Annotated in this window: 12 protein-coding genes and 1 tRNA gene; 3 read left to right on the top strand and 10 right to left on the bottom strand. The window is 42.2% G+C overall.

Annotated features, from left to right (window positions below):
* Positions 1–103: 103 nt before the first annotated feature.
* Genes B9T34_RS00280 through B9T34_RS00250 form a run of 7 tightly spaced genes read right to left on the bottom strand, consistent with a single transcriptional unit; the run spans position 104 to position 7423 of the window.
* On the bottom strand, positions 104–763 hold the full coding sequence (locus B9T34_RS00280) for a methionine ABC transporter permease (protein ID WP_086211175.1): 660 nt from the start codon (positions 761–763) through the stop codon (positions 104–106).
* Entirely contained in the window at positions 744–1814 is a 1071-nt protein-coding gene (locus B9T34_RS00275; RefSeq protein ID WP_086211174.1) for a methionine ABC transporter ATP-binding protein, read from the bottom strand. The genes B9T34_RS00280 and B9T34_RS00275 overlap by 20 nt, the downstream gene beginning before the upstream one ends.
* Before the next feature lie 11 nt (positions 1815–1825).
* The gene (locus B9T34_RS00270) at positions 1826–2662 is read right to left on the bottom strand and encodes a MetQ/NlpA family ABC transporter substrate-binding protein (protein WP_086211173.1); all 837 of its coding nucleotides are present in this window, start codon (positions 2660–2662) and stop codon (positions 1826–1828) included.
* Positions 2663–2671: 9 nt separating this feature from the next.
* A complete protein-coding gene (locus B9T34_RS00265; RefSeq protein WP_086211172.1) occupies positions 2672–3502 on the bottom strand; it encodes a MetQ/NlpA family ABC transporter substrate-binding protein in 831 nt (276 codons plus the stop codon).
* A 57-nt stretch (positions 3503–3559) separates the two neighbouring features.
* A complete protein-coding gene (locus B9T34_RS00260; RefSeq protein ID WP_086211171.1) occupies positions 3560–4978 on the bottom strand; it encodes an LLM class flavin-dependent oxidoreductase in 1419 nt (472 codons plus the stop codon).
* Entirely contained in the window at positions 4978–6210 is a 1233-nt protein-coding gene (locus tag B9T34_RS00255; RefSeq protein ID WP_086211170.1) for an SfnB family sulfur acquisition oxidoreductase, read from the bottom strand. Before B9T34_RS00255 ends, B9T34_RS00260 begins: the two co-directional genes overlap by 1 nt.
* 10 nt (positions 6211–6220) lie before the next feature.
* Complete coding sequence (locus B9T34_RS00250; protein WP_086211169.1) at positions 6221–7423, bottom strand: SfnB family sulfur acquisition oxidoreductase; 1203 nt, start codon at positions 7421–7423, stop codon at positions 6221–6223.
* Between the two features lie 364 nt (positions 7424–7787).
* Between B9T34_RS00250 and B9T34_RS00245 the strand changes: the two genes are divergently transcribed.
* Positions 7788–8552 carry a glutathione S-transferase family protein gene (locus B9T34_RS00245; RefSeq protein WP_086211168.1) on the top strand — a complete coding sequence of 255 codons (765 nt, stop codon included), beginning with the start codon at positions 7788–7790 and terminating at the stop codon, positions 8550–8552.
* Positions 8553–8610: 58 nt separating this feature from the next.
* Here B9T34_RS00245 and B9T34_RS00240 read toward each other — a convergent pair whose 3' ends face one another.
* Entirely contained in the window at positions 8611–9933 is a 1323-nt protein-coding gene (locus B9T34_RS00240) for a hypothetical protein (RefSeq protein ID WP_086211167.1), read from the bottom strand.
* A 535-nt stretch (positions 9934–10468) separates the two neighbouring features.
* On the opposite strand from B9T34_RS00240, the gene B9T34_RS00235 reads away from it, so the two are divergent.
* Entirely contained in the window at positions 10469–10939 is a 471-nt protein-coding gene (locus B9T34_RS00235; protein ID WP_086211166.1) for an Lrp/AsnC family transcriptional regulator, read from the top strand.
* Positions 10940–11087: 148 nt separating this feature from the next.
* On the opposite strand, the gene B9T34_RS00230 is transcribed toward B9T34_RS00235, so the two are convergent.
* Together B9T34_RS00230 and B9T34_RS00225 are read right to left on the bottom strand one after the other, a co-directional pair.
* A complete protein-coding gene (locus tag B9T34_RS00230) occupies positions 11088–11837 on the bottom strand; it encodes a YebC/PmpR family DNA-binding transcriptional regulator (RefSeq protein WP_086211165.1) in 750 nt (249 codons plus the stop codon).
* 105 nt (positions 11838–11942) lie between these two features.
* Positions 11943–12512, bottom strand: coding sequence for a 1-acyl-sn-glycerol-3-phosphate acyltransferase (locus B9T34_RS00225; RefSeq protein ID WP_086211164.1), 570 nt, complete (start codon positions 12510–12512; stop codon positions 11943–11945).
* Positions 12513–13297: 785 nt separating this feature from the next.
* Here B9T34_RS00225 and B9T34_RS00220 point away from each other — a divergent pair.
* Positions 13298–13374, top strand: a tRNA-Ile gene (locus B9T34_RS00220).
* Positions 13375–13492: the final 118 nt, after the last annotated feature.

Raw genomic sequence — 13492 nt, 5'->3', positions numbered from 1 at the left:
ACACAGTGTTATATATAAAATTGCCGACGATTTTACATGAAAGCCATGACAAAGTCATGGCTTGGATGCGTGGTGCAGAATGCGGAATGAAGTCGCGTCAGATTTAAATCTTGCGTTTATCCAGCTGTGCGGAAATGCTGTCACCCGCAGCTTGCACCAGCATGACTAAAATGACCAGCACGACAATCACTGCCAGCATAATCTGCATATCAAAGCGCTGGTAGCCATAGCGGTAAGCAATATCCCCCAAACCGCCAGCGCCGATAGCGCCTGCAATCGCAGAGGAATTAATCATGGTGACTAGAGTCACGGTAAAACCCGCCGCGATTCCGGGAAGCGCTTCGGGCAGCAGCACATGCCAAATAATTTGCTTGCGGTTGCAGCCGATTGCTTGCGCGGCTTCAATCAGGCCGTGATCGACTTCACGCAGGCTGACTTCAGCTATGCGAGCAAAGAATGGGGTTGCCGCTAATGTCAAAGGAACGACAGCGGCCCATACGCCGTAACTTGTACCGACTATCCAGCGTGTAAGCGGAATAAGCGCAACCATCAAAATTAAAAAGGGCACAGAGCGGGTGACATTCACAATCCAGCCTAGGCTTCGGTTAATACTTTTAGATGGATAAATGCCATGATCAGATGTGCTGACTAAAATGACGGCCAAGGGCAGACCAATCAGAAATGCGGCAAGGGCAGAAGAGCCGACCATCAATAAGGTATCAATTGTCCCTGTAATCAATAAATCAATGAGCTGATTTTGCATAACCCAGCACCTCCAGCTGCGCAATATACGGTTTTAATTTTCTAGATAGCACAGCAAAATCGAGATCTGTTTGCGCTAAGGCGATAATGAATGAGCCAATAAGATGGTTTTGGATGGTATCGACATGACTCTGCAATAGATGAGCGGGTGCATCAAATTGCGCAAATATGGCTTTAAGATCTGGCGATTGTTCTAAAGTGGATTCATAGCGCAATTTTAAAATACTCAAAGTACTGTCTGGCTGGATTTCTGCGGTGTAGGGAATAGGCAGTTCCAGCTGTTCTAGATTGAGCAATTCTTGGGTGATTTGTTGCTGCGGTGAAGAGAATACCGACCAGACCTGCCCTGATTCCACAATTTCCCCATGATCAATCACCACCACTTGGTCGCAAATTTCGCGGATAACCTGCATTTCATGGGTGATTAATACAATAGTAATGCCGAGTTTTTGATTAATTTCTTTCAATAATGTCAGCACAGCAGATGTACTTTCAGGATCAAGTGCAGAAGTGGCTTCATCACAGAGCAAAACCTCAGGGTGATGTACCAGCGCACGGGCTATGCCGACACGCTGTTTTTGTCCGCCTGAGAGCTGTGAAGGGTAGTTTGCGGCTTTATCACTTAATCCAACGAGACTGAGGACTTCATTGACCCGAGCTTCAATTTGATCTTTAGGATAGGCCGCAACTCTTAAAGGTAAAGCGACATTTTCATAAACAGTTTTGGCAGACATTAGATTAAAATGCTGAAAGATCATGCCGGTTTTTTGACGTAGCTGAATCAATTCTGCATGGCTCAGCCGGGCCAAATTCTGCTGATGAATGTGAATGCTGCCGCTGCTGGTGCTTTCCAATCCATTTAAGGTGCGGATGAGCGATGATTTTCCCGCGCCGCTTTTACCGATGATGCCAAAAACTGTACCTTGTGGAATATCCAAATTGATATTCTTTAATGCATGCACTTGCGTGCCTTGCACTTCATAATATTTATTGAGCTGGCGGATCTTAATGTGAGGCACAGAAAAATCAATTTGCGATCCAAAACTAACCATAATAATGCTCCTTATTTCCAGCCTTCAAACCACATGCCTTTGCCAAAGTCGCGGTCTAAAATCGCTTTGACTTTTTCCGAATTTTGGAAGGTGCGTACAAATGCGGCAAGATTTTGATTTTCATCGGTATAGTCTTTGCGCGTGACAAAAAGGATGGCGTATTTCTTATCGATCGTATCTAAAAACAGGGCACTGTGCGGGTCTGCTTTTTTGGCCATATTGAGATAATGCGGAAAGCCGAAAATCAGATCTGCATCGTCATAAGCCAAGGCGGTTTGCGGGCCTTCCACTTCTATGAACTGCAACTGTTTCGGGTTGGACACAATATCTGCAAGGGTTGATAATTCATTGCTGATGTCTTTGAGCTGAATCAGCCCTGCATGCTGCAGCAGAATCAGCGCGCGGGCAGAATTGACAGGATCGCTGGGAATGACCACGCGCGCTTTTTTCGGTAATTCTGCCAATGATTTGTATTGTTTAGAGTACAGGCCGACATGACTGCCGCTGCCGGCGGCAAAAGCATGCAAATCATAGCCAGTCTGTTTGACAGCATTGGCTAAAAATACGCTTTGCTGAAAAAAATTGGCGTCTATATCACCATTTTGCACAGCGACATTCGGCGCTTGCCAATCCGAGAATTCGATCAGCTGGACATGAATGCCATGCTGTTGTAAATCATCTGCAACACTTTGCAGCAGTTCTGCATAAGGCGGGCTAATGCCAATTTTCAAGGTCTGATGCTGTATTTGCTGTGTAGACCATCGGTATGCACTCAAGCCAATCACAAGGGCTGCCGCTGCGAGGGCGATGAGCCAAATTTTACGGTTTTTGCTAAAGCTGTTTGACATGATGATTCCTTATTTCCAGCCCGGGAACCAAAGTTTCGCGCCAAAGTCTGCGTCCAGCGCCTGTTTTACTTTTGGTGAATTTTGATAGATATCAACAAATTTTCTCAGTTTGCCATTGGTGTCTTGGTAGTCATCACGCACAGCAAATAAAATCGCAAAGCGCTTGTCTGTGTTGGAGTCAAACAGCAGCGCGCTTTCTGGATCTGCTGTTTTAGCTAAGCGTAAATAATGCGGGTAGCCAAAAGCTAAATCTGCATCATCAATTGCACGGGCCGTTTGCGGACCTTCTACTTCAATAAACTGCAGTTTTTTAGGGTTTTCAGCAATATCGTTCAGACCTGACAGGAAATTATCCGGCTGTTTTAGGGTAATCAGTTTGGCTTGCTGCAACAGCTGCAAGGCGCGGCCTTGGTTGACTGGATCATTTGGCACAACCACTTTGGCATTATCTTGAAGTTCAGCAAAGTTTTTAATTTTTTTTGAATATAGGCCGACATGTGTTGCAGCGCCTACATCAAAGGCTTTGATTTTGAAGTCGGTTTCTTTTTTCGCATTGTCTAAAAACGGCTGATGTTGGAAAAAGTTGGCGTCAATATCGCCATGATTCAGGGTGATATTAGGCGTGTTCCAATCTGAAAATTCGACTAATTTGACATTCAGGCCTTGCTGTTTCGCTTCTTCTGCAGCCACTTGCAAGGGTTTTGCAAAAGAAGGGCTGATGCCAATGACTAACTCATCATTGGCGGATTTTTTTTGATGATTCCAAACCAGCAAGCCAATAATGACGATGGCCGCAATAGCCCCAATCAGCGTGAGTTTGGATTTTGAACTAAGCGCCATAATATTCCTCGAAAAATATAAAGTTCTGTTTTTAATGTATTGAGTAAATTTGCTGTATTAAGCAGATTGAGCCTGCTTGTTTTTTTGTTTGCAGTTTCTGAAGCGGAATTGATCTGCCGGATGTGGTGCAGTTAATCGATCGCCTTGCTGAAAGAGCTTGTTGCGCAGACTGCCTTGCGAGTACTCCGTTTTATAGCGCCCGCGCTGCTGCAGTTCAGGGATCACCCAGCGGATAAAGTCCTGATGTGACTCGGGTGCGACCGTGCGAGTGAGATTAAAGCCATCCAAACCCGTTTCATCCAGCAGCTGTATAAGCTGCTCAGCAACAGTTGCGCCGCTGCCAACAAAGAGCGGGTACCGTCCGCCCAGTTTGAGCTGCGCTTTTAGGTCATTTGGCGTGATTTTCTGTTCTTTAAACTTGCTGTTAACCGAAGCAATACTGTTGGTCTTTTGATAGGGAATGGCTTCATCATCCGCATACTTGCTTAGGTCAATGCCCACAGAGCTGGAAAAGTGCGCAAGACCCGCTTCAGGGCTGGCGTAGCGGATATATTCCGCTAATTTTTCCTGTGCAAGTTCATCTGTTTCTGCCGTTACAACGCTGATACCTGCAAACAGCTTGATAGATGATGGATCGCGGCCATGCGCTTTGGCGTGGGCACGGATTTTATCCACTTGCTGTTTGGTTTTTTCTGGCTTATCCGCGCCAATAAACATGCCTTCAGCATGCTGTGTGGCAAAGTCTAAACCGCGAGGCGAGGCGCCTGCCTGATATAGAACGGGTGTGCGCTGGATGGATGGTGAAACCTGAAACACCCCCTGACTTTGGTAAAAATGCCCTTGATGCTCAATGGCATGCACTTTGGCTGGATCAGAAAAAATACGCTGCGCTTTGTCTTTAAGTACAGCATCATCTTCCCAAGAGCCTTCCCAAAATTTATAGCAAAGTTCTAAAAACTCCACTGCCTGCTCATAGCGAAGATCATGATCTTTTAAGCCTTTTTGCCCAATTAAGCGCTCTGCGCTATCTAAATATCCAGTCACGATATTCCAGCCGATGCGGCCTTGAGTCAGGTGATCCAAGCTGGCAAAGCGCCGTGCAAATTGATAGGGCGATTCATAGCTTAAATTTACCGTGACACCAAATCCAAGATTTTGGGTGACGGCCGCCATCGCAGAGACCAGTGTGCTGGGGTCATGGCTTGGCAACTGAATCGACTCTTTTAAAGTCAGGTCGATATTGCCCTGATAGACATCATATACACCCGTAATATCGGCTATAAATAATCCATCAAAAAGTCCTTGTTCTAAGGTTTTGGCTAGGTCTGTCCAATAGCTCAGCTCATTAAAACGGTGTGATTCATCACGTGGATGCGTCCATAGCCCATGATTGATATGGCCTGCGCAGTTCATATCAAAGGCATTTAAAATAATTTGCTTGGGTTGATGCAGCGTCGTATTGTTTAAGTTTGTCATTACAATGTCCCTCTGCGCGGCGGCAATACACCGTTCAAAAGATAATTGGCAATGAAATAGTATTTCCAGCGTGATGCATCATGCAGAGTATGTACGCGGGCATTGCGCCAGTAGCGGTCTAAACCGTCTGCGCGCTGGCTGCCGCGGCTGCCTGCCAATTCAATGAGTTTGGAAGATGCTTTTAATGCAGTTTCAGTGCTATGCGCGCGGACTTTGGCTACATCTAAAGAGGCTTTGGCAATATTCTCTGCAGTAGGATTCGGGCGGGCATCGTCAATCGAGAGGCCTGCTTGTTTCAGTAAAACCTCACTGGCACGCACATCGGCAATGATGCGGCCTAATTCAAATTTGGTGAGCGGATCATCTGTGGCATGATCTACGCCAGAATCAATCCAAGGACGCGCTTGACGGACCCGTACAAGGGTTTCTTCAAAAGCTGCTCGAGCAATACCCGTTTCAATCGCTGCATGCATAATTTGAGCAAAAGGGCCGACCAGAGTTGGTTCAGAAAATGCTGTATCAAATGGAATGACATCTTCTGCAGCTACAGCAACATGATTGAATTTGACCGTACCGCTGCCTGTGGTGCGCTGTCCAAAGCCAGACCAGTCATCTATCAGTTCTAAACCTTGGCTGTCGCGGGAAATAAATGCGAGAAACTCACGCCCTTCAGCGTCTTTGACCAATGTTGGAATGCGGTGCGCAAACAGGCTGCCTGTGCAGTAGAATTTTTCACCATTCACGACAAACCCATCGGCTGTTTTTGTAATTGATGTTTGCTTTTGAGATGCACTTTTGGTTTTAAACTCGGCTAAGGCATTGCCAAAACGGGCGCCTTGCAGGACTTCTGCATACAGTTTTTGTTTCTGCTGCTCAGTAGCGGTATTGCGAAGCACCTCCAAGGCATAAAAATGATTCTGCGGAATTTGTCCAATAGAGCCATCAGCACCGCTGATTAAAGCAATGACTTGTGCGACGGTATAGCTGGAAACTTCTGCACCGCCATATGCTTTTGGCAGGGTAATGGCCCATAAGCCTGACTGGCTATAGGCTTCAATTTCCTCAAACGGCAAAATACGCTGAGCATCGCGTGTTACCGCAGTTTGTTTGAATTGTTCTGCCAGATGCTGCGCGATTTCTAGTGCTTCAGCATCAGACTGAATAATATGCGCCTGAGCGCTGCCTGCCGTAGAACTGGATTGAAAAGGCACAATATTTTGAAATGAGGTCATGGTGTTCTCCTTAAATCCAAGCGTGACGTGCAGGCAGTTTATGATTTAGGTAATAGTCGCCTAGCGCATGAAGTTTCCAGCGCACAGGATCATGCAAGGTATGCACACGTGCATTGCGCCAGTGCTGGTCAAAGTTATGGATGCAGAGGCTCGAACGGCTGCCGCCAAGTTCTAAGAGTTTTTCTGAAATCTGCAGCGCGGCATCATTGGCATAGATTTTCGCTTCTGCGACTAAAATAGATGCTTTGGCTGCTTGTTCTTCTGTAACAGCATCTAGCTGATCGAGTTCATCTAGATATTCAGCTGCATCATCCAGCAGTAAAATAGCGGCATCCAGCAGTACGGCAGATTTTCCGACTTCCTGCAGGGTGTAGTGTTCTTCACTGGCTTTTTCGACGTGTGCATCGGCGATCGGGCGGGCTTTTTTAACTGCAGAGACTGTATCTGCAAAAGCCGCTTCGGCAATGCCCACATCAATAGCGACTTGCAACAGCTGTGAATAAGCGCCGCGGTAGCTTGGCTGCTCGGCTAATTTACGCTCATCAAAAATCAGGAAAGGATCAACCTGAACGTGATTCAGTTTGACTGTGCCGCTGGAGGTGGTACGCTGCCCAAAGCCATCCCAGTTATCAATCACTTCTACACCTGCAGATTGGCTGTCAATGATAGTGAGTACAACATGGCCTTCTGGGTGAATGGCTTTAATAGCAAGCCAATGCGCGAAACTGCTGCCAGTCGAGTAAAATTTTTCCCCATCGATAAAATACTGGCCATCTATGATTTGAAGGGTGGTGTTTAAGGTTTTGGTATCTTTGGTATTGCGTTCAGGGCCACCATTGGCAAGGCGTTTACCTTTTAATATTTCGTTAAAAATAAAGTTTTTTTGCGCCTCGGACCCCATGATGTTAATCATATTCAGCAGCGCAATCTGATTTTGCGGTATTTGCCCAAAACTCGAATCTGCCTGATTTAAAATGCGGAAAACTCGCGCAAGCGTTTGATTGGAAATAAATGCGCCGCCGTATTGTTTTGGAATGCGCATGCCGCCTAAACCTTTTTGGCTGAATAAATCAATTTCAGCAAAAGGAAGCTGCCGGTTTTGATCACGCTCATTGCGGCCTTCCAGCGCAAAGTCCGCCACATGGTAAGCGGCAGTAATAGCATCTTGATCATTTTCAATAATATGAATGTTTTCAGAGGATAGACGAGACATAGTGACACCTGTACTTGATGTCAAAACGCTAACGTGCAAAGCCAAAATAATTAAATGCTGGATTGAGATTTAAATATCAAAAAAAATCTTTTAGAGAATAATTGCTTAATATTGATTTTTTTCTAATAAGTTAAATTAATGAAAAACAAAGGTATTCATAAAATTATATTAAAATTTACTGCCGCATATATCTCTAAATATGATATTCAAGCGCTAAATAGATATAAAACGCTTGTCAAAAATGTCGATGAATATTGAATTTTAGGTAAAAAGTTCATTGTTTTTCTAAAAAGGTGTGTCTAAAGTATCCAACTAAAATACTTGGCTGCGCTGAGTAGAGTACAAAAATAAACTCGGAGCATTTATGCGTACCTTATACCAGTTTCCATTGTCACATTTTTGTGAGAAGGCGCGCTGGCTGTTAGACCACAAAGAACTGGAATATACCGCTCATAATTTGATTCCTGGCGTACATAGGGCTTTTGCGCAGCTTAAAACAGGGCAGAATAAGTTGCCAATTTTACGTGACGGTGAACAATGGGTTGCGGATTCGACTCAAATTGCGCTCTATCTAGATGAACAATATCCAGAACACGCGCTGTTACGCGCCGATCATGATTTACGCGAGCAAGCATTGGAAATCAATGCGCAATCAGTTGAGTTAGGCCGACATGTGCGTCGTTGGGCGCTGTCGCATGTATTGAAAGAAAGTGAAGAGTCACTGGATATTTTAATTGGCGAGAAAGGCTATTTACGCCAATTTGAAAAATATTCCAAACCGCTTATTCGTGCATTGGTGTCTAAAGGCTATCAGCTGGATACTGAAAAAGTAGAACAATCTAAAGCGGAAATGCAGGCCATTATCGAAGACCTCAATAAACGGCTTATTGAGCAGGGCTGCCGCTATTTAGTGGGTGACCGTTTAGGCTTGGCCGATATTGCTGTGTGCTCTATGCTTGCGCCGATTCTTGAAATTACGGGTACACCGTGGGAAAAAGAACATTCGGATCATTTATCTGAGGACTTTAAAGCTTATAAGTCCTATTTAATGGATCTGCCTTTGGGGCAGTATGTACTGCGCATTTATCAAACTGAGCGTAATTCGCGCGTAGATTGGCGCGGTGTTTAAAGACTGAATAAAAAAACGCACTTTAGTGCGTTTTTTTATAATTAGGTCATGCTAAAACTTAGACATAGAGTAAAGATTGGTCTAGATCCAAATGCATTGCAGCTGCAGGCAGGGTGTTTATATTTTGTGTTGTGGATGCGCCTGTAGCTGTATCAGTGCCTGAGGTTGTGGATACTGCTGTAGATGTATCTGCAACAGCTTGATGATTGATTTGGCTCAAACTGATTGCGCCAGTATTGATATTTAAGTTTTGCAAAAGCTCACTGATGTTTGGCAGTTCTTGCGTGCTTGGGTTTGAAATACTTTGCAGTGCATTTTGAATACTGTCTGAAATGAGTTCAGGCTTATGTGCATCTGCCAGCAATCCGCTTAGATCTGGAATTTCAATATGATCGAGCAGCGCGCTTAAATCACCTTTTTGATCCATCATGGCAATCACAGGTTTAAGTGAATCAATCACGTGGTTTAAATCGCTGGAGAGCGTGAGCAATGATGGTTCATTTACAAAGTCCAAAATAGTCTTCACGCTATTTAAAACATCATAGACTTTGTGGACAGTATCGGCCTGAGAGCTGTCTAAACTGCCGCTGTTTTCCAGCACTTTTAGCAGCGGATTAATACCTTTAATGACCGCTGAAATTGTTTCTGGGATATTGCCTTGGTTGGCCTGAGTAAGTGCGGTGACTAAGGTAGTGATGCTGCCAACAACAGCTGGAAGCGCCAGCTGTAGTTTAGCCATATCAATATTAGAATTGCCGGTATTAATTGAAGTTAACAGCGGCATGAGCGCTTGAGCTGCACTTTGTGCAAGCGTGCCTAAATCTGCATGGCCTGAACTGATGTTTTGAATCATTGGCTGGGCAATTTCCAGCACCTGATTTAAAGTTGAAATAAGCTTAGTGACATCTGAATTGCTGTCTGCACTGCTCAATATGCTTAATAGTGGCTTAATCGCTGTTAATGCAGAAGATATATTAATTGGTATATCTTTTTGTGCAGTAAAGCTGCTGACGAGTGTTTGCATGCTGTTTACAACAGTTGGCAGTGATTGCAGCAAGTCTGCTTTTTGTGCAGAGCTGGTGCTGCTATTCAACGACTGAAGCAAAGGCTGCAGTGTTTGCATTATGCTATTAAGAGCTGTTGCAGTACCGCCAGCATTAGACTGAGCGCTTAAACTGCTGAGCATATCCATAATTTTAGGCAGGGAAGTGCTGAGCCCGCTTAAATTAATCGTGCTGTTTTTGGGAAGAGTCACACTGCTAATCAGGCTTGAAATTGCACTGCTTAGATTGAGAGGGACTACTGGTATTGCAAGCTGGAGCGCAGGGTTAAGGACTGCATTGAGTTTTGCTGTAAGCGAGCTAATGGATTTAATCGCCATTTATGTATTCCTTATTGTTTTAGATTTATGATTTTTATAAAACTGAACTTTTTTAAAGTATTTTTATACAGATGTAAAATATTGGCTAAAGCGTTCAGTTGTATTAAATGTGATAAGCGTCACTTTTTATTTAAAAGGTGTTTTTCAAGATTATGTTTTTTAAATAATAATTATTCATCGGATTATTTGCTTTGCAGATAAAAGGCTGAAAAATGTACGCTGATCTGAAATGCTCAGAGCTGAACTTGTTAAAAGGGGTTGCTTGTATGTCAAAAAAAAATTCGAGGAGTCGTTACACATCAGCATAAGAAAATAGTGCGATGCTTTAGAAAAATATTCGTAAATATTTGCAAAACATGCATAATTTTTTTATATATAAATGGAACATGAAAATAATTTGCAATCTTGTAGATATTTTTTAAGAAAAAATTTGGATCGGTCATCTTCATTTGAAAAATTCAAAATGGCCGATCATCTGTATTGTGCGCATACACGGCATAAATAAAGGCGGGTGTGGCGTCATTTGAGGGATAAAATGGAATTAGATCGTTTTGATAAGCAAATCTTGGAAATACTGACCCAAGAAGATTTAAATCTGAATGAATTATCAGAACGCATTAATTTGTCTGTGAGTTCGGTACACCGCCGTATTAAACATTTAATTGATGTTGGAGCTATTTCTAGTTTAAAACGTGAATTGAATTACCAGAAATTGGGTTTTAGCCTGCATGTGCTGCTTCAAGTTTCACTCAGTAAACATGACACAGATACCTTTGCTAAATTTTTAGAAGAGCTGGAAAGCATTCCCGAAGTTATTAATGCTTTTTTAGTGACAGGGCAGTCTGCCGATTTTATTGTCGAAGTCGTTGCAAAAGATATGGAAAACTATAGTGATGTTTTGCTTAAGCAAATTGGAAAGATTGATCATGTCGTTGCACTGCATTCAAGCTTCGTGATTAAAGAATATAAAGTTTTCAATTGCACAGGCTTGCTGAGCAAAGCTTAATCAGCGCTACTTAAATGCTATTAAAAATTTTAAAGCGCTAGAGCAGAAGACAAGATTTAGAAGATAGGCAATTGCTTGAATAAATGGCCATGTGAATTGCTGGAATAAAAAAACGCGCTTAATAGCGCGTTTTTTTATTTAAGAACTTTTATTCGTCAAGCTGAGCTAAAACTTCTTCTGTGAATTCAACGTTGGTATAAACGTTTTGAACATCGTCTAGATCTTCAAACATATCAATCATTTTTATGATTTTTTTCGCTTGATCAACATCTGAAATAAGCGCTTTTGTTGAAGGGTTCATGACTACTTCTGCGTTATCAGATTTTAAACCAGCAGCAGTCAAAGCATCTTGCACCAAACCAAAAGTTTCAGGTGTAGTGATAACAAGAATTTCTTCTTCATCGACTTCAATGTCTTCAGCGCCAGCTTCTAAAGCGATATCCATGATTTTATCTTCTAAAGAAACATCTTCAAAAGTAATTTCACCGCGTTTAGTAAACATATAGGCAACTGAACCAGCTGTGCCTAGATTACCGTCAGTTTTAGAAAAGCAGTGGCGAACATCAGGAACTGTACGGTTCAAGTTGTCAGTCATTGTTTCAATGATAACTGCAACACCGCCAACGCCATAACCTTCGTAGGTTACTTCTTTGAGGTCAGCATTATCTTCACCGCCCACACCGCGCTGAACTGCACGATTGATGGTGTCACGTGTCATATTCGCGACTAATGCTTTCTCAACGACAGCACGTAGACGTGGGTTAGACGCAACATCACCGCCGCCTAAACGGGCAGCTGTAACGATTTCACGAATGAATTTTGTGAATACTTTAGCGCGGCTCGCATCTTGTTTTGCTTTACGATGCTTAGTATTAGCCCACTTGGAATGACCCGCCATGCGAAATATGCTCCTTGTAGATTGGCCTTATGCCTATCAAATTGTGCAAATTCTACCATAAGCCCTTTTTTGTGAGAAAGGGCTTAGTTCCGAGTTTTTAGACAATCATGCAGGATTTTTAGGTTCTGGAATGACAATATCTAAACCGACATTTTCTTTATACAGTTTTTTCATCAATGCAAGATCTTGATCTAGGTCGGTCGGATAAATCTTGCCGAAAATCCCGCCCTGTTTTGTTTTTGAATTTGCATACATTAAAACAATAGGTACGCCAGCAGCTTTGGCAATATGCCAAAAACCTGTACGTATAGGTTTGCGCGCTTCGCCGCGTTCTGCACGAGTCGCTTCTGGCGCAATCACTAAATTGAATTTTTCGTTGCTTTCAAAAAGTTCAACCATTTGCGAAACAATATCTTTATTGGATTTACGGTCTACTGGAATCCCGCCTATAGCATTCAAAATAGGCTTTAATGGGCCTTTAAATAATTCTCTTTTAATTAAAGTATGAATTTTTATGTCATAAATTTGAAAAAGGGCAAGCGATAAAACTGCATCCATCATTGAGGTGTGCTCAAAGCCGACGATGACTTGCTTGTTTTCCAATACATCAGGCTGTACGTCATACGTCCAACCAGCCAATTTAAATGACGTTTCACCAATAAATTTTTTTAACATACAACGGCAGCAGTTCAGCAAAAATAATTGCGCTAATGTCTGCTTGTTTTCTTATTCAGTCAATAGAAAAGTCATATTAGTTGACAAATAAAATACACATGTATTGCAATGATGCGCAAAATTTAAAAGGCTTTTAACTTAGATGTTTTATCGATTAATTAAAATTTAATGATATATAAAATATATTAAATAAGACAGAATTTATATTAAAAAAAGTATTTAAAGGCTATTCATGGGTAAAAAATCTTATTAGACTTTTGTCGTAGGTCAAATTGTACGGCCTAGACTATTCTTTTATTCAATTATCTGCGGAGACTGGAAATAATGACTTATTTGACTGCATTTCTGTTTGCTTCATTCCTTTTTACGCTGATAATAGTGTGGTCTTTGGTTGAATTTCATACTGAATCAAAGAAAATTGAGCAATTTGATTGAAATAAATACGGACGTATTAGTTTTACTGAAATGAATATTGGTTCATAAATTTTAGTTCTAAATATTTAAACCTTTATTTATATGTTTTAAGTAATATATTAAAGCTATAACATGAATAGCTCTTTTCACAAGAATTGTAATGCATAGCTTCAAGGCAAGCATAAAAAAAGTGCTTTAATTCGACTTAAATCGAATTTCAATTCAGGATGGGCATGAGGCAGTTTGAATAAATTAATTTTAAATTGTTGCCTTAGTGTGCAAGCAGTATGAAAAATGCTTGTGTTTTGAAATAATCTCCGATAGTATTCTTTTCGCCTGAACTTGTTGATATATAACAGTTTCAGCGTATAGGGCCTATAGCTCAGTTGGTTAGAGCAGCGGACTCATAATCCGTTGGTCGACAGTTCAAGTCTGTCTGGGCCCACCAGTTTTTTGTAATCATATGCACAGCTTTGCAATGATTTGATATATAAACCCATGAATTATAAAGATTCATGGGTTTTTTATTTATCCTTTTTGCACAGCTATGTTTGGCTATGCACAGC

Origin of the sequence: Acinetobacter sp. ANC 3813, from assembly GCF_002135435.1 — a bacterium.
Taxonomy (GTDB): Bacteria; Pseudomonadota; Gammaproteobacteria; order Pseudomonadales; family Moraxellaceae; genus Acinetobacter.
This window is presented reverse-complemented; position numbering and strand designations above follow the sequence as displayed.

Coding starts and splice junctions, on each gene's coding strand:
- B9T34_RS00280 (WP_086211175.1), bottom strand. CDS start 763: ATGCAAAATCAGCTCATTGATTTATTGATTACAGGGACAATTGATACC.
- B9T34_RS00275 (WP_086211174.1), bottom strand. CDS start 1,814: ATGGTTAGTTTTGGATCGCAAATTGATTTTTCTGTGCCTCACATTAAG.
- B9T34_RS00270 (WP_086211173.1), bottom strand. CDS start 2,662: ATGTCAAACAGCTTTAGCAAAAACCGTAAAATTTGGCTCATCGCCCTC.
- B9T34_RS00265 (WP_086211172.1), bottom strand. CDS start 3,502: ATGGCGCTTAGTTCAAAATCCAAACTCACGCTGATTGGGGCTATTGCG.
- B9T34_RS00260 (WP_086211171.1), bottom strand. CDS start 4,978: ATGACAAACTTAAACAATACGACGCTGCATCAACCCAAGCAAATTATT.
- B9T34_RS00255 (WP_086211170.1), bottom strand. CDS start 6,210: ATGACCTCATTTCAAAATATTGTGCCTTTTCAATCCAGTTCTACGGCA.
- B9T34_RS00250 (WP_086211169.1), bottom strand. CDS start 7,423: ATGTCTCGTCTATCCTCTGAAAACATTCATATTATTGAAAATGATCAA.
- B9T34_RS00245 (WP_086211168.1), top strand. CDS start 7,788: ATGCGTACCTTATACCAGTTTCCATTGTCACATTTTTGTGAGAAGGCG.
- B9T34_RS00240 (WP_086211167.1), bottom strand. CDS start 9,933: ATGGCGATTAAATCCATTAGCTCGCTTACAGCAAAACTCAATGCAGTC.
- B9T34_RS00235 (WP_086211166.1), top strand. CDS start 10,469: ATGGAATTAGATCGTTTTGATAAGCAAATCTTGGAAATACTGACCCAA.
- B9T34_RS00230 (WP_086211165.1), bottom strand. CDS start 11,837: ATGGCGGGTCATTCCAAGTGGGCTAATACTAAGCATCGTAAAGCAAAA.
- B9T34_RS00225 (WP_086211164.1), bottom strand. CDS start 12,512: ATGTTAAAAAAATTTATTGGTGAAACGTCATTTAAATTGGCTGGTTGG.